The sequence below is a fragment of the Carboxydothermus pertinax genome (genome assembly GCF_001950255.1).
Classification (GTDB): domain Bacteria; phylum Bacillota; class Z-2901; order Carboxydothermales; family Carboxydothermaceae; genus Carboxydothermus; species Carboxydothermus pertinax.
Map to the genome: position 1 here is coordinate 1 of NZ_BDJK01000062.1, position 16,962 is coordinate 16,962.

The 16,962-nt window shown below is 39.5% G+C and carries 19 protein-coding genes; 4 read left to right on the forward strand and 15 right to left on the reverse strand.

The annotated features are described in order from the left end of the window. Positions 1-95: 95 nt before the first annotated feature. The 7 genes from cpu_RS12310 to cpu_RS12335 all read right to left on the reverse strand — a co-directional run bounded on the left by cpu_RS12310 (position 96) and on the right by cpu_RS12335 (position 4,220). On the reverse strand, positions 96-722 hold the full coding sequence (locus cpu_RS12310; protein WP_075860282.1) for a response regulator: 627 nt from the start codon (positions 720-722) through the stop codon (positions 96-98). Then, on the reverse strand, positions 703-2,058 hold the full coding sequence (locus cpu_RS12315) for a HAMP domain-containing sensor histidine kinase (protein ID WP_075860283.1): 1,356 nt from the start codon (positions 2,056-2,058) through the stop codon (positions 703-705). Before cpu_RS12315 ends, cpu_RS12310 begins: the two co-directional genes overlap by 20 nt. A 12-nt stretch (positions 2,059-2,070) precedes the next feature. Continuing rightward, the gene (locus cpu_RS12320; protein ID WP_075860284.1) at positions 2,071-2,670 is read right to left on the reverse strand and encodes a DUF6305 family protein; all 600 of its coding nucleotides are present in this window, start codon (positions 2,668-2,670) and stop codon (positions 2,071-2,073) included. Between the two features lie 10 nt (positions 2,671-2,680). After that, on the reverse strand, positions 2,681-3,142 hold the full coding sequence (gene trmL, locus cpu_RS12325; protein ID WP_075860285.1) for a tRNA (uridine(34)/cytosine(34)/5-carboxymethylaminomethyluridine(34)-2'-O)-methyltransferase TrmL: 462 nt from the start codon (positions 3,140-3,142) through the stop codon (positions 2,681-2,683). After that, positions 3,135-3,797: an endonuclease III gene (gene nth / locus cpu_RS12330; protein WP_234970253.1), complete on the reverse strand. Its 663-nt coding sequence runs from the start codon at positions 3,795-3,797 to the stop codon at positions 3,135-3,137. The genes trmL and nth overlap by 8 nt, the downstream gene beginning before the upstream one ends. Beyond that, positions 3,745-3,942: a hypothetical protein gene (locus cpu_RS13405; protein ID WP_077177352.1), complete on the reverse strand. Its 198-nt coding sequence runs from the start codon at positions 3,940-3,942 to the stop codon at positions 3,745-3,747. Before cpu_RS13405 ends, nth begins: the two co-directional genes overlap by 53 nt. An 89-nt stretch (positions 3,943-4,031) precedes the next feature. Next, on the reverse strand, positions 4,032-4,220 hold the full coding sequence (locus tag cpu_RS12335) for a ferredoxin (protein ID WP_075860286.1): 189 nt from the start codon (positions 4,218-4,220) through the stop codon (positions 4,032-4,034). Between the two features lie 147 nt (positions 4,221-4,367). Between cpu_RS12335 and cpu_RS12340 the strand changes: the two genes are divergently transcribed. Further along, on the forward strand, positions 4,368-5,285 hold the full coding sequence (locus tag cpu_RS12340; protein WP_159434016.1) for an RluA family pseudouridine synthase: 918 nt from the start codon (positions 4,368-4,370) through the stop codon (positions 5,283-5,285). On the opposite strand, the gene cpu_RS12345 is transcribed toward cpu_RS12340, so the two are convergent. From cpu_RS12345 to cpu_RS12380, 8 genes are all read right to left on the reverse strand, one after another. Beyond that, positions 5,251-6,276 carry an aldo/keto reductase gene (locus cpu_RS12345; protein ID WP_075860287.1) on the reverse strand — a complete coding sequence of 342 codons (1,026 nt, stop codon included), beginning with the start codon at positions 6,274-6,276 and terminating at the stop codon, positions 5,251-5,253. The genes cpu_RS12340 and cpu_RS12345 overlap by 35 nt on opposite strands. A 117-nt stretch (positions 6,277-6,393) precedes the next feature. Next, the gene (locus cpu_RS12350; protein ID WP_075860288.1) at positions 6,394-6,993 is read right to left on the reverse strand and encodes an RNA polymerase sigma factor; all 600 of its coding nucleotides are present in this window, start codon (positions 6,991-6,993) and stop codon (positions 6,394-6,396) included. A gap of 55 nt (positions 6,994-7,048) precedes the next feature. Further along, positions 7,049-7,489 carry a DoxX family protein gene (locus cpu_RS12355; protein ID WP_075860289.1) on the reverse strand — a complete coding sequence of 147 codons (441 nt, stop codon included), beginning with the start codon at positions 7,487-7,489 and terminating at the stop codon, positions 7,049-7,051. 18 nt (positions 7,490-7,507) lie between these two features. Further along, complete coding sequence (locus cpu_RS12360) at positions 7,508-7,726, reverse strand: cytochrome b5 domain-containing protein (protein ID WP_075860290.1); 219 nt, start codon at positions 7,724-7,726, stop codon at positions 7,508-7,510. Positions 7,727-8,097: 371 nt separating this feature from the next. Further along, positions 8,098-8,826, reverse strand: a complete 729-nt coding sequence (locus cpu_RS12365) for an aspartate/glutamate racemase family protein (RefSeq protein WP_075860291.1) — start codon at positions 8,824-8,826, stop codon at positions 8,098-8,100. Positions 8,827-8,864: 38 nt separating this feature from the next. Continuing rightward, entirely contained in the window at positions 8,865-10,415 is a 1,551-nt protein-coding gene (locus cpu_RS12370) for a hydantoinase/oxoprolinase N-terminal domain-containing protein (protein ID WP_075860292.1), read from the reverse strand. Between the two features lie 17 nt (positions 10,416-10,432). Continuing rightward, positions 10,433-11,515 (reverse strand): S-methyl thiohydantoin desulfurase family protein, encoded by a 1,083-nt coding sequence (locus tag cpu_RS12375; RefSeq protein ID WP_075860293.1) that lies wholly within the window; start codon positions 11,513-11,515, stop codon positions 10,433-10,435. A 2-nt stretch (positions 11,516-11,517) separates the two neighbouring features. Beyond that, positions 11,518-12,843 carry a purine-cytosine permease family protein gene (locus cpu_RS12380; RefSeq protein WP_075860294.1) on the reverse strand — a complete coding sequence of 442 codons (1,326 nt, stop codon included), beginning with the start codon at positions 12,841-12,843 and terminating at the stop codon, positions 11,518-11,520. Between the two features lie 230 nt (positions 12,844-13,073). Here cpu_RS12380 and cpu_RS12385 point away from each other — a divergent pair, with 230 nt between their 5' ends. Genes cpu_RS12385 through cpu_RS12395 form a run of 3 tightly spaced genes read left to right on the forward strand, consistent with a single transcriptional unit; the run spans position 13,074 to position 16,962 of the window. Beyond that, positions 13,074-14,642 carry a sigma-54 interaction domain-containing protein gene (locus cpu_RS12385; RefSeq protein WP_075860295.1) on the forward strand — a complete coding sequence of 523 codons (1,569 nt, stop codon included), beginning with the start codon at positions 13,074-13,076 and terminating at the stop codon, positions 14,640-14,642. An 8-nt stretch (positions 14,643-14,650) separates the two neighbouring features. Then, positions 14,651-15,760: a DUF917 domain-containing protein gene (locus cpu_RS12390; protein WP_075860296.1), complete on the forward strand. Its 1,110-nt coding sequence runs from the start codon at positions 14,651-14,653 to the stop codon at positions 15,758-15,760. A 5-nt stretch (positions 15,761-15,765) separates the two neighbouring features. Next, positions 15,766-16,962, forward strand: a complete 1,197-nt coding sequence (locus tag cpu_RS12395) for a hypothetical protein (protein ID WP_234970257.1) — start codon at positions 15,766-15,768, stop codon at positions 16,960-16,962.

The following is a 16,962-nucleotide window of genomic DNA, read 5'->3' on the forward strand; positions in this document are numbered from 1 at the left end:
CTGATGGCATACTCATCATCTCCTTTGTTCTCTATTATACAAAATAAAAAGATAGTAGACTTTTATCTGTCTACTATCTTTTTACCAGTTCCCGGTTAAAGGCGGGGTAAATACTTATATTTATTCTTCGGGCGTCCAATTCGACCGTAGTCGCATTCAATACTGACAATCCCCTCATTTACCATATAAAGTAAGTAACGGTGGACTGTTTGGTAAGCAAGCCCTACTCCTTCAGTTATCTCTTCAATGGTCTGGGGCTCAATTTGCCGTTCAAGATATTCTACAATTAAATCAAAGGTTTTTTTATTAATCCCCTTAGCCAAAAATATATCTTGCTCTTTTTTCTTTGAAGAGCGATCTATTTCCAGCATCCGGGCATGAACCTTGAGTCTAGCAATCAAATCTGGTGCTTTTATTGGCTTTAAAGCAAAGTCAGAAGCCCCAGCCGTTAAAAATTTATCGGCAATTTGCTGGCGTTCATCCACCGTTAAAACGATTATAGGAACAACACGGTCGATTTCGCGAATTCTTTCCACCGTTTCTAATCCATCTAACGCTGGCATATGATAGTCTACCAGCACTATATCTGGCTTCTCCCGGACAAACTTCTCCACGCCAACAGCCCCGTTTTCCGCCTTGATTGCTTCCCACCCCATAAAGGACACGATTTCCCCTACAGTATACCGAATCCCTTCATCATCATCAATGATTAGTATTTTCACCATATCCCTCCAGTGGCAAGAATATTCTTACAGTCGTTCCGCGATTTACTTCCGATTGCAGATCAATATAGCCATTATGGTTCTCCACTACCCTTTTTACAAAAGGCAGACCTAAACCTGATTTCTTTTCCTTTTGACTAAAACCCCAGGTCCAAATTTCCTCCTGCATATCCAAAGGTATACCAACTCCATTATCGGCAATTTCAAAGCAAATATAATTTCCCTGGCGGTAGGTTTTTATAGTAACCTTCCCGTCAGGTTTACCGGCAGTTGCGGCAAAGGCATTTTCAATAACATTTATTAAAGAACGGGCCACTCTTATATGATTTACTACTAGCTTTTCCTCCTGGTCTAAAAGCTCAAAAAAAATTCCCTGCCCGGTGTATTTTGGAAAAACATGGGCCCGAACGTAATTTATTAAGTCTTCTACCGTAATAACTTTCCTTACATCATCATAAAGAATTTCCGACACCATTTTATTGACGTTTTCCACCGCTTGTTCAATTTTTTGAACATATTCTTTAAGTTTGGGAGTATCTACCATCAAGCCAATTAATGAATTTAAACCTTGAATTGTCATTAATGGGGTTTTTAAATCATGAACTAAGCTGTGAAGCTCTTGAAAAACCCTGGCCTCTTGAACTTGAAGCCGGTATCTTTCAACCTCCAATTCATGTTCTTTTTGTCGGGACATGATCTCGATTTGGTTGGAATAAATAGAAATGAGAAGGGTTGAAATTAAAGCAGTCATCATAATTATGGTAAACATAATTATCGCAATCCAGTTTAAAGCAATATCCGCACCATAAAACTGAGCAACTAAACATACTTCCTCCGCTGGAGTTCCAAAGCTATAAAAAAAATTATTGATAAACGGAGAAAATTTCAACCAGGAAAACGCCAAAAGTACTTGTAATACCAAAAAACTTTTACTCCAAAAAATATTTTCTGGGATAGTTAGACCAGTAAATAACAAATACAATACGATCCCAACCAAAATACCAAAAACATAATCTCCAATTTGAAATTTAAAGTATAAATATGCATAAAATAAAATTAAGAGCAAAAACGGCAAAAAAGCCCTGTAAAAAGGTTTTAGCTTTTTAGATGATTCAAAAAAATAAAAGATAAAAATTAAAGCTCCTAAGTCCCGCACCAGGTAATATCCAGTACCTATTAATACTGCTTGAAATACTTTTGAGCTTTGTCCTTCCCAAATACTAGCTATAATAAAACGGTCAATTACCCGCGCTATCTCAGTTGCTTTATACGGTAAAAGAAAAGCTAACAAGATTAAAATTGCCAAAAATAAAATTTGGAAAAATTTTTTGGGCATTTTACCACCGTTTTACCTTAAGATACTATTTAATGGAACTTTTAAATCTTGCAAACGTAAAACCCGGGTATAATAACCATTGTATCCAGAAACAAGCTTATCCAGAGCACAGTTTCCAACTAAAAGCACATAGTCACTTTCTAAAAGGGCCCGGGAAAACAATGCTCTATCGTAACGGTTTAAATTGGGATAATTTCGAAGACAAACTAAAACCACCGGAATATTAAGCTTTTTGGCTTTAGTAATTAACCTTTGTTCACGGGCTAATTCTTCTTGAAATTGCTTATCTAACTTTTGATTAGTTTCAAATTCTGTACCAATTACCAAAACAAAAGTACGCATATCGCGCAAATCTTCTGCTTCGGCCTTTTGCCGAAAAGCGGTAAAAGCATGCAAATCACGGAAATACTCACTCACCAAAAGTCCATCAATCCCCTGACCAATAGTGGTTACCAGTACCGGTTCACGACCTATTGGTCTTGGAAGGCTGGAAAAACCTCCAGAACTATTTAAATTCTTAAAATGAAGGATATTTAAAGTGAACCAGGAGGCCAGCACCATAAAGATTAATCCTAACACAACCCCAAGGGGCATTTTTGCATTCTTAGACATCAAAATCACCTTAGATAAAGTCTGGAAATTGTATTTGACGTAGAGCTTCGTAAACCACTATGGCCACGGTATTCGATAAATTTAACGACCGTATTTGCGGTAACATTGGTATTCGGAAAGTAAATTCTTTATTGGCTTCTAAAAGCTCCTGAGGCAGTCCCCGGGTCTCCTTACCAAACACCAAAAAATCGCCAGGCTTATAAGTTACCTCATGGTAATAACGCTGACCCTTGGTAGAAAGGTAAAAAAAGCGGCCCTCTGGATACTTTTCTTTTAGTTCCTGAAAGTTTTCGTGATAAATAACCTTTACCTTATCCCAGTAGTCAAGGCCCGCTCTTTTTAAGTATTTATCCTCGGTTGAAAAACCCAAGGGTTTCACTAAATGAAGGGTTGAACCGGTGGCAGCACAGGTACGAGCTATATTTCCGGTGTTATAAGGAATTTCCGGCTCCACTAGTACAATGTTAAACATTTAGCTCCTCCTTGTGGCAGAATTCCATAAAGGGACAGATAGCGCAATTTGGTTTTTTTGCTTTGCATATTTTTCTTCCAAAAAAAATAAAGCGATGATGTAAATCAAGCCAGTATCGATGGGGAAAAATCTTTTTTAAATCTAAAGATACGCCAGTAGGAGTCTTGGCTTTAGATAAACCAAGACGCCGGGCTACCCGAAATACATGGGTATCCACCGGAAAGGAAGGCTTATTAAACCCTACCCCCAGTATCACCTCGGCAGTCTTTGGCCCAATCCCCGGAAGTTTAATTAAATCAGAAAAGCTATCGGGTACTTGACCCTGGTACTCCGTTTCCAGGATTTTGGCAAGCTTAATTAAATTTTTGGCTTTACTTCGGTATAATCCCAAAGAACGGATTTGCCGGGATAGCTCTTCTTCCCCCAAATCTAACAAATCCTTTGGCTCTTTTACTAATAAAAAAAGCTTTTCCGTGACCTTATTTACCTGACGGTCAGTACTTTGAGCTGACAACACCACAGCAATTACTAACTGAAATATAGTAGAGAAATTTAATTCGGTTCTTGCCTCGGGAAAAAGTTTTTTTAGTTCCAAAACTATTTTAGCGACTTTTTTCTCGGTCACATTCAACCATTCCTTCATAGCATTCGTCACAGATAAATTCTCCACAGGTTTTGCAAAATTTGATACCATTGGGAAACAAGTCCAAACAGTCGTAACAGTAAGCGGTATCACAGTGTTTACAAACAAGCCCTTCGGTATGGGTGGTTTTACACCGGTCACAAACAATTATTTTCAAAACCCTCACCCCCGTATTCTCTTTTATATCTTACCAAAAAACAAAAAAATAAAAAACCACCCCTTGGGGGTGGCTTTATCGTTTTGCTATTATAATTCTTTTATTGCCTCGGTGGGACAACCTTCAATGCATTCCCGGGTAGCTTCCTCCAAATCTTCCGGTACATCCCCGGCAATAGCCTGGGATTTTCCTTCATCGTTCCAGGAAAACACTTCCGGACAGTTGTCCACACAAAAACCGCAGCTTACGCAAAGATCTTGGTCCACTGATACTTTCATAATGTACACCCCTTTCTGCAAATTCAAACATAGTATGTAAATTTAAAGCTTAATTTATTCTACAACAACTGCTCTTTTAATTTCAAGCTTGACATTTATTTTTACTCTATAAAAAATAAAAATAAAAAACAAAAAAGAGGGATAGTTTTGGAACTACGCCTTGCTATAAAACCAGAATTTATAGGAAAAACAGTTTTACACTTATTAAAAAGTTACGGCTTAAGTAAAAGACAGTTAAGGAAATTAAAAAATCACCAGGCGGTTTATCTAAATAATCAACCGGTAGTTCTAAGCCAACCGATTGAAAACCAGGGGCAAATTGTAATAAAACTTCCCGCCCTTCCCGCAGAAAAATATACCGAAACTAGCATCGAATCATTGCATAAAGGAGATTTTTTATACGAAGACGAATACCTGATAATTATCAATAAACCCGCTGGCATCCTTGCTCATCCAGTTAAATACCACCCAGCGCCTTCGGTAAGGGAAGCCATACTTTCACATTATAAACAACACAGTGAAAGCTTTGAGGGTTTTTATCCTATTTACCGTCTTGATCGAAACACTTCGGGGCCAATGCTAATCGCCAAGTACAGTTTAATCGCAGAAATGTTAAATTTCCACTTAAAACTGGGAAATATTAAAAAATCCTACCTTGCCCTGGCCGAAGGGCAAATTGTACAACAAAAAGGGATAATAGACTTGCCGCTTGGTTTAGAGCCAAACAGTTTCATAAAACGAAAAGCCTCCGTTTCCGGCAAACCTGCCTTAACAAAATTTCAGGTTTTAAAGCTTTTTCCTTCACATACACTTTTGCTGGTAGAAATATTAACCGGAAGAACTCACCAAATTCGGGCTCATTTTGCCGCCATAGGCCATCCGCTGGCTGGAGATGATTTATACGGAGGAAAATTAAATCTTTTAAGTCGACAGGCTCTGCACCTGTACCGCCTTTCCTTTTTCCACCCGGTATTTGAAGAAACCATTAATTTGACTTGCCCACTAGCCGGAGATTTTAAAGAAGCTTTACTTACTCTACGCCAAGCTTCCGGTGAACTTCTTTAAGCTTCCTTCTTATGGGAATGCCATAGGGACAACGGCTTTCGCAAAGGCCACATTCCTGACAGGCATCCGCTTTAACTGCAAGGTTTTTGTATCGTTCCTTTGCCCAGCCAGGAAGGCCATAGCGGTCGTAATAAGTTTCTAACACAAAAATTGTAGGAATGCCAATCCCCACCGGGCAGGGCTGGCAATAACCACAGCGGCGACAAAACTCCCGGGCAGCAAAAGAAGCTTTTTCTTTTAAAGCTTCCACCTTCGCGGCTAAATCTACTTCCGAATTAAATATTTCAAGGTTTTGTCGAGCTTCGTTCACTTCCGCCATTCCAACCAAAACCACATCTGCTGCAGAAAAGTTTTTTAAATAATAAAGAGCCACATCTGCCGGAAACTCCTGACTTTCCCCAAAAAAGCCCCCCGCTAAGGGCTTCATAGCAATGGTACCAACTCCTAAATCTTTCGCATTAATAAAAGCATCTTCTTTATCAGTTTCCACTAAATTTAACGGTAACATCATCGTTTCAAACTCATAAGCCGCTAAAAGTTTTTTTAATAAATCTTTATTGTGGGTAGTAATACCTATAGCCCGAATCTTCCCCGCTTTTTTGGCTTCCACCAAAGCTTCCAAAGCCCCACCGGGTGCTAGAACCTTGTCCATCTCTTCCTCGGTTTTTATATTATGAAGCTGATAAATATCAATATAATCGGTTTGAAGTTCAGCAAGCGAAATATCAATATCCCGGGCCATGTCAGAGTAACTCCTGGCCATTGATTTCGTCGCCACTACCCAGTCTTTGCGGTCATGTTTTAGCGCCTCCCCAATGAAACTTTCACTTACCGTATACGCCCGGGCAGAATCAATAAAGTTCACGCCTCCATCTTTTAAAACATCCAGAACCGGCCGTACCTCACGAACATCCACCCTTTGAATTGGAATCCCGCCAAAACCAAGCCGGCTAACAACTATCCCACTTTTGCCAATTTTTCTATATTCCATCGTCTCCACTCCTTTTAGTGTGCTTCTTTTTTAACACATAATATTATAACACTAAAAGCCTGAAATCCTTAGCGGAATTTCAGGCTTTTTCCCCAAATTATAAATTTAAATTAGACTTTATTCAATCCCTAAACCGTTTAACTTAAACTTACCAGCGTTTTTATAAAATTGTTCCTGTTGCAAAAGTTTTTTTAAGGCAGACCTTGCTTTATGCAAGCGCCATTTGACTAAAGCCTCAGAACAATCTAAAATCGCAGCTACTTCTTTTGTCGAACAGCCATTTATTTCCCTTAAAATAAATACTTCCTTTTGCTGGGGAGGAAGCTTCGCTATTGAAGCAAAAAGAATGTCTCTCAAAGCATTTTTCTGACAAGCATTGTCCGGATCCTGTTCATAATTATTAAATGATACCGTTAAACTTTCCATCTCTTCAGATACTCGTTCATAACGAACAGCCCTTTTACGTTGATAGTCAAGGGCTACGTTTACTGCAATTCGATAAAGCCATGTTGAAACTGCAGCTCTTCCTTTAAAACTATGCCACGATTTAAAGGCTTTAATAAATGTTTCCTGGGTCAAATCCTGGGCTAAGTGATAATCTCCAGTCATTCCGTAAAGTAAGTTCATAATTTTGTTTTCATTTTCCGTAATCACCTCTTCAAAAGTGGGGGTATTTTCAGTGGATTCATGCCAAAAAGAATTTTCCTTTATATGCAATATTTACCCCTCCCTTCTTTATAAAGGAGAAAAGAAGCCCAAAGTAAGGGCTTCTTTAATTTTCCCTTTTGGTAATAAGATAGTCAAGAGAAATTTGTCCGGCACCTTTTACGACAAAATATAATGCCAGCATAAACAGGACAAAAACATATTCAATCCCATCCGCAGGGCCTTTTAAATCTAGAAAGAAGCCATTAGCCAAATGAACTTTCAGCGCAGCTACCAGCATGGTAATAGCTAATCCTAAAGCTGCCAGCCGAGTAAATAAGCCAAAAATAAGAGCTATACCGCCAAAAAACTCAGTTAAAATCGCAATTGCAGCCAGGAATGCCGGGATTCCCAGGGTTTTTGTGAAAAATCCTATGGTTCCAGCCCAGCCATAGCCTCCAAACCAACCTAACAATTTCTGAGCACCATGAGCAAAAAACACAATCCCCAAACCAAGCCGTAAAATAAGATCCGCCCTTTGCGGTGATACCTTTAATATTTTTTTCATAAAACTGCTCTCTTCACCTTAAACACCAACCACCGGAACATTAGCAAAAATGTTTTCATCGTGAGGGCTTTTACTAAAAATTTCGGTGATATCAGTTCCAGCCTTAACCCCCGCATGCTCTCCATTTTTAAAGATTTTTGTAACATCATATACATTGCCTTTATAAGCAATATAAGCTGGATTACCTTTTAACCCATTATATTTTTGTAGTTCCTGTAAGCTAAAAGTTCTAGCCACTCCGATCTCCTCCTGTTAATTCTTTTACTTTGTCACAATATGGCGGCGCCAACCATATTCACTAATTAAGACGAAAAAAAAGCAAAAAGGATAGCGGAGTAGATGAAAAAACGAAAAATTTTGTGTCCTCGCTATTTTGTCTGAAAAGAAAAATTAAAATTCAAGGTTTAATTTAGCACCAACCAAATAAACCCTAATAATTTTTTAAGGCAGACCTTTTTTTCTGAAATCGCCCTTTGCCTAAAGCCTCTAAAATCATTTCCCTTAATTAGCTCCTCATAGCTATAAAAAAACCCTTTTAAGTAGATTTTTACATGGTTTCTTACCGTTTCTCTACCTAAAAGGGTTTAGTAAGAAAAACAAAATCTTTTTTAGTTCCCCCACCAGGAATAGGGTTTTACAGGTGGCGTCATGTAAGTCAACCGACTATGCTTTAATCCCATTTGCACATAACTTCTAACCATAGTCACAGCAGCAAAAGCCGGATCTACCACCGGCACATCATAACCAGCCTCTTTTAACCGCCGCATTAAGTTATGCGCCATTCCCATCATGCCGGTACATCCTAGCACGATTACATGAACATGATCGCTTTTAATTGCCTCTAAACTTTGGTTAAAAAGCTCATCTTCTAATTTTTGCTTATCCCCTAAGTCCAATACCGGAATGTTTACGTAACGTATCGACTTTACCCGTTTTTCAATTCCCATTTTGGAAATCAAATCCTGTATCATGGAAACTACATTGGGTAAAACTGTAACAATGCCAATGTTTTTACCGAGCCCCAAAGCAATTTGCATAGCCGGTTCAAAACCGCCACAAACTGGTATATCAACAAGTTCACGGGCAGCATTTACTCCCGGATCCCCGAAACAATCAATAACTACCCCATCAAATCCTTCTGCCTGGGCTTTTTTTACCTTGTTTAAGATATCAGGTACAGCCATAGCCTCATCAAATTCACTTTCAATTGATGCCGGACCGTAATTTAAATTCTCCACATCTAAAGAGTCATTAGACCCCACGTAATGCTTAACTTCCTCTTTAATTTCCTCATTAAATACATTTGAGGTAATAGGCATAATAACCTTAAGTTTCATAAATGTCCCCCCCTGATTTTTAAAATTATTTAAAATAATTAAATTAAATCCCCCGCCGCTTTAACTCTAATTCTTACTGCATTTCCAGGAAGATAAGCAAGAGGTATATCTTCCACGTAAACAATATTTACCGATTCAGGATTAGCTCCTGCCTTGATAGCTTCATTTGTTGCCTGCTGTTTTGCATCCTTTAAAGCTTCTTCTCTAGTCATTTCGCTTAAGGAGTAAATACGGTCCACTTCACCACTAACCTGAGCTATAGCAGCCCCTAAGGCATTCGCTACCCCAAAGTTTTGCGGCCTTATCACTTGACTTACGCCGCTTATCTTCTCACCCACAATAATACTCCCACCACCAACCAAGACCAGGGGTTGCGGTTCTTTACTGGTTTTTATCTTGTCAATAGCTTCATCAATCATTTCCTGCATTTTGGCATATGCCCGCTCAGCAAACTCTATAGGTAATTCCTTTACTTTTTCTTTGTCACCTACTTCCGCTAATCCCAGACGAACAGCAATGTCAGTAGCAGTAATAGTTTTTCCCCCAAAGACCAAAGCCTCTTGGGTAATTCGGTATCCTACACTATCAGGACCTACTTTAACTTCACCGTTTTCCTCCCGGATAATAGTTCCACCACCAAGCCCAATAGAAATTAAATCAGGCATCCTGAAGTTCGTCCGTACCCCACCAATTTCTACAGCAATTGACGATTCTCTTGGAAATCCCTGCGAAATAATACCAATGTCACTGGTAGTTCCGCCCACATCCAGTACCATAGCATTTTCTAAATTGCTTAAAAAAGCAGCTCCGCGAATACTGTTTGTTGGGCCACAGGCAATTGTTAAGATAGGATAACGCATAGCATAATCAATTGACATCAAAGTTCCATCATTTTGACAAAGAAATACTTTAGCGTCGGTAACTCCTTCCCGTTCCAAAGCCTCCTTAAAACCATTAGCAGTAGTCCGGGCAACTTCCACCAAAGCAGCATTTAAAACTGTAGCATTTTCCCGTTCAATTAGGCCAATAGAGCCAATTTCATGAGACAGAGATATGGGTATTTCCCCCAGAACTTCTTGTAATATTTCTTTTGCCCGTAATTCATGTTTGCTACTAACCGGTGAAAAAACCGAGACCACCGCAACACTTTCAACTTTACCTTTAATTTCCTGAGCAATTTTCCTAAGTTCATCTTCATCAAGGGGGCTTATTTCTCTGCCGTCAAATTCATTGCCCCCGGCAATTAAGTAATAATGGTTTCCTACCGCTTTAACTAAATCCTTGGGCCAGGCTACAAGGGGAGCAATTGCTTCTGTAGCCGGGCGTCCAATACGGATAATTGCGGTTTTGCAAAGTCTTTTACGCTCCACAATGGCGTTGGTTGCATGGGTTGTTCCTAACATGGCATACTTTATTTTTTTGCGGTCTACATTACTTTTAGCTAATACCTGATGGAGTGCTTCAAAAATCCCCGTGGATACATCTTTAGTAGTGGGTACTTTAATACTTGCAACAAGTTCCATCATTTCATTTACCAAAACTGCATCGGTATTGGTTCCACCAACATCAATTCCAAGCCGATATTCCATCTTTCTCCTACCCCCTTTTAACCCTTATTTAGTTCTTCTACAGGTACATAATCCACATCATAGCCAAAGTAGCGCGGACCAACTGTTTCTATCCCTTTTTCACTCCGCCATTTTTTATCACAGGGAATCCCTAAGATAAATACGCGCTGACCATAACGTAAACCTTCGGTAGTTATCGGAAGTGCTGTATGGGCATCAACAGTACAAATTAAATCCGGTACTGTCGCTACAACTTTTCCGTTGCGCCGGGCTATTAAATTCTCATTTTGAAAATCAATGGTCATGAGTTCCCCTTTATACTGGTCAATTCCATCGATATGAGCTTCTCCCCGGACAAAACCACCAGTAGTACGCCGCTGTACATCAGAAATTTTTCCTTTAAAAAGGGTATAACCACCGGTCGCTTTTAACAGCGCTTCAATGGGATCATCACCGTTTTTACGGGCTTCCCGGATTGCCCGGCCAATTTTCGCCGAGTAACTAACGATGTTTCGAATCCCAGCCTTCTTTAAATCTCTACCATACATTGGATAAATTGCTATCATTACTGACCCACCCATAACTACCGTAGCATTTCTTGCCAGGTTTTCTGTCCAGAAATTATTGATAGTATTCAAAAGCAAGGAATTACCTTTTTCATCGGCTAAAACCATAGGGGTGGCCGAAACACCATATAAATGGAAAGTAACCATTTGTAGTTCGGGAAAAGCTCTTCCCATTCCATCAACGTCTACAAGGGGAAGTTTTTTTTCTGCGGCTACAGTGATTGGAATCATGGAGTTAAGTCCACCGGCTTCAATGGGAATAACAGCGAAAATTTCTTTTCCCAGGTAATTTTGCAGGCTGTCAAAGGCTTTGAATATTTCTTTCCCTGATGGTATTTTTTCCACTAAAACCGTTGGTGCTCCCATCATAGCCGCTGGAACAACCAAGGCATCATCAGGCACCTCGTCAACCTCCATAAGTTCTACAGGACCGTTTTTTTGTAAAGCTTGAATTGCCATAAGCTTGCCTACATAGGGGTCTCCCCCTCCACCAGTTCCAAGAAGAGCAGCCCCTACTGCAATATCCTCCACCATTTGCACGTCAATTTTTGCCATGATTACCCCTCCCTAACCTCTGTTTTTTTAAGAAATTTTGCATTTTGTGTGGGTGAAATTGCCAAATATACTTTCATTAACACAAAATAGAAAATCATCCCTGCCAGTAATGAATTTAAAGCTTGATTTAGGCCACCTTTGTAGAAATATCCTACTGAAAATGCTAAAGCCAAACTAATAATTGCAATTGGATTCCAATCCTCAACCTCACTTGGTAAACTACCAAGTTTTCGACTTTCTTCAAGTTCTTTTCTATATCTCTTCAATATAAAGTAATCTACAACCATAATTCCACCTACCGGTGGGACTGCTATCCCAAGGATAACCAAGAAATTGGTAAATTTATCTAGGATGCCTAGTACCGAACCCAAAGTTCCTAAGCTCCCTATAATAATTGTTAAAAGCGCTCTACTAATTTTTACACCAAAAACTGCATCAAGAAAATTTGCAATCCCTAAGGATGCAGCATATAAGTTTAAGTCATTAATCTTAATCGTCGAAAATATTACTAAGGCTGCAGAAACCCAACCTCCAAGATTTAACATTATTGTTATAACATCGGAACTTTTTACTGCATGAGACATTAAAACAGCAATAAAAGTTATTAAAAGTTCACCAGCAAAAATACTTAAAAGGGTCATCCAGAAAACATCTTTAGCGTTGCGGTTATATCGCGATAAATCAGGAGTAACAACCGCACCAACCATAAATCCTCCTGCAACCATTGTAACTGCAACACCAAAATTTAAATGCGGACCAGGGGGTAAAGAGGTTAACAGAGCATTAAAGTCATACTTACTTAATAAGTGATACGTTGCAATACCCACTGCCAACAAAAAGCCCGGTACTGCAATATTTGCGGTATAACTTAACATTCTATAACCGTACACAACCAGTAATGTTATGATAATACCGGTTATCACCGACATTATTTTAGTATTTATTGCCCCTCCAAAGGCTTGACTGATTCCCTCAGCAAATATGGTATTTTGAATCCCAAACCAGCCAATACACGAAATACCAACAATTAGCCCAATTAAGCTTGAGCCTAATCTACCAAAACCGCTCCATCTTGTTAAAAGAGAAGTTGAAAGTCCTTCCCAAGCACCCGCAACACCGTTTAAAAAGCTAATAATTTCTAGAAGTACTGAACCTAGTAAGGTCGCAAACAAAGCTTCTTTCAGGCTCATCCCGTAACCGAGGGCTGCCCCCAAAATAAATTGCGATAGGGTAACCACGGCTCCAAAACGGATCATAAACACTTCCCACATTGGACGCCGTTCTTCCATAGGAATTCTTGATAATGCGTAATCATCGCCTTTTACCATGTTTCCATCCTCCCTTTTTATTTTGTAGACTTGCCTTTTTTACATAAGCAAATTCTATGCCAACTTTTTTCTGGATTTTTCAATTAAAATTCTTTAATTTATGCTGAGAAAACCCAGTTGTCATAAGACTTTTTTTATAATAAAATATAAATGTGATGTATTTTTCTTATGTTTTCTTGTATTTTCTTATTTATTCTTAATATTTCTCATTTTTTAACGGTGATAAATCTATGAGAAAAGCTTTTGTTGAATCGCTTAAAGAAACCTTTGGTCTTGTAATTGAACTTCCAGAAAAATGCCTTTCTTTAATTTCGCCTCCAAAAACAGGTTATCAGATTTGGACACCGCCCTGTACCCCCACCTGCCTGGAAGGCGCTGGTTGCCCTTACAGCTTGATACTAGCCTTTAAACTACAAGAAGATGTTTTTTGGACTGCCTGGCCTAAAGAAAAAACCAATAACTTGACCATAACCACTGCTTTGCTCCTTAAATTTCTTTTAACAGTCATGGAAACCATACATGCTGCTGAACAAAAATTAGACAATTCCTCAACCACAGACGCATTGCAATTTTTGGCAAGCCACTTAGAAACAGACTTTTTTCTTTTTAACAATAAGGGGCAGGTAATTTTAAGCCAAAGTCGTACTCCTAAACCATTTTCTACCTCTGCCCTCTGGGAAAAGTTAAGTCGGACAAGTGAGCCCGAAGGTTTTATAGAAACTAAGGGGGGAAACTTTTATTACCGCGTTTTTTCAAAAAACGGTAAGATGACAGGTTTGCTGGCCTGGAAAACGGAACCAAACCGGCAGGAAGAAACTGAATCCTTATTACAAAACGAATCTCTTTTTACTATTCCGGGCAAAAACCCCCGTTTTTTAGAAATAAAAAAGCTTGTTCGGCAAATCGCTGTCACTGATAACACGGTACTACTCCAGGGTGAAAGTGGTACCGGTAAAGAACTCTTTGCCCGCTATATCCATTACTTAAGTCCTCGAAAGGAGCAGCCTTTTATTGCCATAAACTGCGCTGCCATTCCCGAAAACCTGCTGGAAAGCGAACTTTTTGGCTATGAAGACGGTTCTTTTACTGGTGCCCGTCGCGGGGGCAAGCCAGGTAAATTTGAGCTCGCCAATGGTGGAACAATTTTTCTTGACGAAATCGGCGATATGCCTACCCAATTACAGGCAAAACTCCTCCGGGTTTTGGAGGAACGGCGGGTGGAAAGAATTGGTGCTACCGTTTCCTATCCAGTTGATATAAGGATTATTGCAGCTACTAATAAAAATTTAAAAGAATTAATTGATGCTAAACAGTTTCGAGAAGACCTTTTCTTTAGGTTAAATGTTTTTCCCGTTCACATCCCGCCGCTCCGGGAGCGGCGTGACGACATCCCTCTACTTTTAGATTTTTATTTAAAAAATATTTGTTTAGAGCAAGATAAACCTTTTAAAATTTTTAATCCGGAAGCCATCCAACTCCTTAAAGATTATAACTGGCCGGGAAATGTTCGAGAACTGAAAAACGTAGTTGCCTACGCCGTTTCCCTTTGCGAAGGTGATGTCATTACTCCGCATTATCTACCAAAGTATCTGCAAAACGGTATTTTTACCAGTGTATCTCAGTTTCCAGCCGTTAAAATCAGACGTCCTTTTAATCAGAACGATCAACTAAAAGAACAGTTAGAAATTCTTTTAGCGGAATACGGTCATTCTACCCAGTCCAAAAAGTTAATTGCCAAGGAACTGGGGGTTAGCCTCGCAACCCTCTATCGTTGGCTTAAAAAATACCGTCTGAAGTAGGTGGAAATATGCAGGAAATTACCGTTGATTGGATTGAGCCCCTTTGGTATGGCAGCATTTTTCTTGGTTCGGGAGGTGGCGGAAAAAGTCACCTTTTAGCAACTGAACTGCAAAAATCTCTTAAAAACCGTGTTATTACTCTACTCACGCTTGAGGAATTACCGGAAAACAATTTTTTTTGTGGCACCGGCCTCTTTGGTTCACCGGAATTAAGTGAAGAAAATCTGCCTTCGGGGTTGGAGGCGGGAATTATAATTGGAGAGCTGGAAAAATACACCGGGGTCAAGTTTAAAGGAATCTCCATTGTTGAAGGAGCTGGGGTTAACATTTTTTACCCACTCTTGGCTGCGCTCCAAACCGGTTTACCTATCGCTGATGGCGACAGTATGGGGCGGGCCTTTCCTGAGTTACAAATGACTACTTATCATCTTGAAAACTTGGCTGCAGCTCCTTTGGTATTAATTGACGGCAATTATCACTTGCATTCGTTCCTTGATAAACAAGATACTTTTCTTTTAGAGCTTAATACTCGCCAGATTATTGGCCAACAAGGTGGAGTTGGTTATTTTGCTGGTTTTTCCTATCCCGGTTCCATCTTAAGAAGAGTCCTTCTTCCGGGGACGTTATCCTTTGCCCGGGAAATAGGAGAGTGCTTTCTGCAGGCAGATAATTACCGGGAGCTGTTTGGCTTGCTTTTAGAAGTAACTTCTAACTCTTTTTACGGTCCTGTGGTTGAAATTTTCCAGGGTACTGTAAAAAACATCTCGACCTATGAATCGGCAAAATGGAAAGCTGCCACATTGATTTCGCCAAAAGGTGAAGAATTACAACTTCTCTTTCAATACGAAAACTTACTCGCATTTAAAAACGGTAATGTTGCTGCTAGCGTTCCTGACTTAATTTCTGCAATTGATTTAAATGAGCTTAAACCGGTAAACAACAACGAAATTTACGAAGGACAACGGCTGGCGCTCCTGGGACTTCCGGCACCGCTTCGGCTGAGAATTAGAAAAGCTTTAGACGTGGTTGGTCCACAATGTTTTGGCTACCGCACTACTTACCTGCCCTTAGAAAAGTTGTATCCACGCTACTACCGCAAAAAGGAGGTATTTTCTTGAAAGTTGTGCTGGGAATTTTTTTAAACGGCCAATATGGTACTCTTATTGCTGGTTCGGGCAGGTATCTTCTTTTTGAAGGAAAATTTTACCATAAAAGTTTTTTAGATGAGTTACAGCGCTGTCTTTCTCTATTAGGATTATCGAAAAGAGACGTACATAAAATCTACTTTACTCCTCCAATTTCTTTGATGCAAGAAAATAGTATTAAGCCAATTTCTCATCTACGCCTTGTCCCTGAACAATTTAACGCAACTCTTTCTTTTCCCCAAGGAGTTCAAAAACTGGTGGAGGTTTTGCAAGTAACCCAGGAAAAACTTGCCCGGGCCTTAAAAGAAAACGACGAACAAATAAAAAAAGCTCAGGTGGTTTCCATCATATCGCCTTTTGCTCTGGTTTACCCGGAAAAAGAAAACAAAGCTCATCGGCTACTTAAAAAATTTACCCAGGCGGTAATTCTAAAATCCCAGAATTACCCGCACCTTGGCTTTCGCGTGCGAGAAAAGGCTTTGTTAATAGCTGCTGCTTTCAAAATTACATTATCCCCTTACCTTCAGCAACTTAGGGATTTTTTTGCCCCATACTCCCCCGGGATTTATTGGGTTGAAAATGAAGCCGTCTGTTTAACCGATGATTTTTTACCGCAAGCTTGCGGTAAAATTTACGAGCTTGCTCCTTTGTTGCAAATCGCCCGGGGTGCTGCCGTTTTGTTTGGCTATAATTATGCTTTGGCTCTTTTTAAAGTTGGTCCTTCTTTTAGACTTTTTCAAGTGCAGAATGCTGTAGAGGTCAGTGAATTATCTCCATCCTTTAGTTTTGCCACTACCTCTTCAGTACAGCATTTATTTGCCGGTATAAAACATAGTCATTCTGAAAAGGTTCAAGGTCCAATCCCTGTTTTCAACTTTTCCGGTTGCTATTTTTCCGATTCTTACCCATACCGATTTTATCAGCTTGCTCCATCCCGGCAACTTCGTTATCTCGGCTTTCTCACAGCTCCAGCAGTTTTAACATCTTTTGCCCTTTGCCGGCAAGAAGAGTTAGAGAAAAACAAAAAACAATTACTAAAAAGCTTACACCTTATTAATAAAAAACACAATTTTTTAGAGAAACCGGTAGCTTTTTACCAGGAAACCTCTCTTCGTTATCTGCCTTTTAATCATACAATTTTAAAAGTAGGCTTTAAAGAACCAGGTCCAGGGTAA

Bases quoted from the DNA above. Each gene is read 5' to 3' on its own strand.
- cpu_RS12380 (WP_075860294.1), bottom strand. From the start codon at position 12,843: ATGGTAAAAGGCGATGATTACGCATTATCAAGAATTCCTATGGAAGAA.
- cpu_RS12320 (WP_075860284.1), bottom strand. From the start codon at position 2,670: ATGTCTAAGAATGCAAAAATGCCCCTTGGGGTTGTGTTAGGATTAATC.
- cpu_RS12335 (WP_075860286.1), bottom strand. From the start codon at position 4,220: ATGAAAGTATCAGTGGACCAAGATCTTTGCGTAAGCTGCGGTTTTTGT.
- trmL (WP_075860285.1), bottom strand. From the start codon at position 3,142: ATGTTTAACATTGTACTAGTGGAGCCGGAAATTCCTTATAACACCGGA.
- cpu_RS12365 (WP_075860291.1), bottom strand. From the start codon at position 8,826: ATGAAACTTAAGGTTATTATGCCTATTACCTCAAATGTATTTAATGAG.
- cpu_RS12370 (WP_075860292.1), bottom strand. From the start codon at position 10,415: ATGGAATATCGGCTTGGAATTGATGTTGGTGGAACCAATACCGATGCA.
- cpu_RS12385 (WP_075860295.1), top strand. From the start codon at position 13,074: ATGAGAAAAGCTTTTGTTGAATCGCTTAAAGAAACCTTTGGTCTTGTA.
- cpu_RS12375 (WP_075860293.1), bottom strand. From the start codon at position 11,515: ATGGCAAAAATTGACGTGCAAATGGTGGAGGATATTGCAGTAGGGGCT.
- cpu_RS12345 (WP_075860287.1), bottom strand. From the start codon at position 6,276: ATGGAATATAGAAAAATTGGCAAAAGTGGGATAGTTGTTAGCCGGCTT.
- cpu_RS12355 (WP_075860289.1), bottom strand. From the start codon at position 7,489: ATGAAAAAAATATTAAAGGTATCACCGCAAAGGGCGGATCTTATTTTA.
- cpu_RS12315 (WP_075860283.1), bottom strand. From the start codon at position 2,058: ATGCCCAAAAAATTTTTCCAAATTTTATTTTTGGCAATTTTAATCTTG.
- cpu_RS12390 (WP_075860296.1), top strand. From the start codon at position 14,651: ATGCAGGAAATTACCGTTGATTGGATTGAGCCCCTTTGGTATGGCAGC.